The organism is Chloroflexota bacterium (genome assembly GCA_018648225.1).
GTDB lineage: Bacteria > Chloroflexota > Anaerolineae > Anaerolineales > UBA11858 > NIOZ-UU35.
Map to the genome: position 1 here is coordinate 1 of JABGRQ010000004.1, position 1,918 is coordinate 1,918.

The 1,918-nt window shown below is 55.6% G+C and carries 3 protein-coding genes; all 3 read right to left on the reverse strand.

All coding sequences use genetic code 11. The features are described 5' to 3' along the window. Positions 1–305: hypothetical protein (locus HN413_00025; protein MBT3388774.1), on the reverse strand; the 305-nt coding region annotated here is incomplete at its 3' end. Between the two features lie 5 nt (positions 306–310). After that, positions 311–1,024: a hypothetical protein gene (locus HN413_00030; GenBank protein MBT3388775.1), complete on the reverse strand. Its 714-nt coding sequence runs from the start codon at positions 1,022–1,024 to the stop codon at positions 311–313. Beyond that, a partial coding sequence (locus tag HN413_00035) for a hypothetical protein (GenBank protein ID MBT3388776.1) occupies positions 1,017–1,918 on the reverse strand: 902 nt, incomplete at its 5' end. The genes HN413_00035 and HN413_00030, both read right to left, overlap by 8 nt.

Consider the following 1,918-nt stretch of genomic DNA (forward strand, 5'->3'; position numbering starts at 1 on the left):
TAGGCGTAATCGGTAATCCCTCGCAGGGTCATCTCTTGGTGAAGGAGATTCTCGGCCTCGCTGCCAGCAGCCGTCGCGTTTAGCGTCATCGGCTCCAGGCAACCCCGGTCAGCCGTAACGCCCGACCAGGATCGCCCTTTCGAGACACCCACCAGAGTAGCCTGCTGGGCGGCCTGATAGGCCCAGTGGCGGGCCTCGAGGAGTACGTACACATCAATCAGCGCCCCGGCCAAACCGATAAACAGCATGGCCAGAATAACGCCCAATACAACCACCTGCCCGCTCTCAGATCTTTTCGTTTTCAAACCCATCAGGGTGTTTCGTGTAGGGGATACCAGCCTACCTGCCAACCTGCCGACGTACTGGTATCCGATGTGCCCACCGAATCGCTGGCCACCATCCAGGCCGACCAGTTTCCTTCCAGGGTGGCGCCAAAATTGGGATCACCGGCATCGGTCGCACCAAAGTGGAAAGCGCCGTTGGTGGTTAGAGAGTAGGTACTCTCATTTCCCAGTGGATCGCTCAGGTGCAGGGTTACTGTATACGGCCCACCAATCCCGCCGCTGATCGTCCCGTTCAAATTCTGGGCAGGTTCACCCACCTGGCTGGCAAACAACACCAGAGAACTGTATTCGGCGTCCAACGCCGCGTTCAAAGCCGGGATGGGTGTGGGTGTAGGCGGTGGGGGCACATAGGGTGCAGATGGTGCAGATGGTGCAGCCGGGGGGTGGTATTCTTCTTCCTCTTCGTCATCGTCGTTATTTTGTGGTGCAGGCGCAGCCGGCTGGTTGCAGGATGGGCAATTGGCGGGGATATACTCGTAGGTCGTCGTTCCCCGGATTGACATAATATATTCTTCATAGGCGCTCCCAGATAATTTGCTGGACGGCTCTGAACATGCTGGGTTATTCCAACCGTTATTGCTGCTCCGGCGGGCAGATACGACGTTGGTGAGCAACATAGCCATCAATAACGCCGCCATAACGCTCATCAGATAATAGGAACTTCGCTTTGGTTTATTCATCACTGCCTCCTGGAATCATCATTTTTAGTACGTCTTGACCCATTTCCAGCGTCCATTCCCCTGAGGGATCGTCCGCGAAGATGTCCAAAACATAGAGCGCCACACCATCGCTATAGATCGTATCCACAACATCGGTAAATAATTCTTCACTGTTGACCACACCGCGAATAGTGAGCGGAATATCCGACGAGGCGTAACCGGTACACCACACAAATACGATGCTCCCCAGCACAGGTTCGGGATACACGCCGCAGCCATCGAAAGAAGCAGGCTCTGCGGGATGCAGAAAATCGAGCCTGAAGGTGTAGGCTTTCTGGGTGCCATCCTGGTTCGAAACCAAAAATGTGTATTCCCCGTCCGGGTAAACGCCCGCCGCATCGATTTCCACGGGGAGATAGATAGGGGTATTGCCGTGTGAACTGACTGGCGGCGCTTCGAATGCGCCGATCTTGCCCTGTGCTTCGTGAAGAAGGGTTACCGCCAGGGTCTCGCCGGGTTTGAAGCCTTCCGCGAGCACTGTGACAAGTTGTCCGGGCCGGTAGGTGAATCCCTGGTGTTCCTCGGTGAGGATGGGCATGGAGGGAGCCAGATCTTCGGTTTGATGGATGTCATCCGGCACTTCCGGGGCAATCCTTGGGTCTGGAGCTTCCGAAGTTGGCCGTTCAGAAGCCATGCCGGTTGCCACATCCTGGGAAGGTGTCATATTTTGCTCGGGAATCGTCGGTGTTGACAGCAGCGTTTCCGGACGGGTGCCGGATTCCGTTTCAGCAACCGCTTCGATGGTCGCGACGGAGTACTCAATCAGGCTATAGACAGCCTGTTCGGCAACAGAAGAACAAGCGCTCATCCCGATCAGGAATAACACAACCAGGAGCACAAACCTTAATTTCTTGA

Excerpts from the sequence above, each read along its gene's own strand:
- HN413_00030 (MBT3388775.1), bottom strand. The coding sequence starts at position 1,024 with ATGAATAAACCAAAGCGAAGTTCCTATTATCTGATGAGCGTTATGGCG.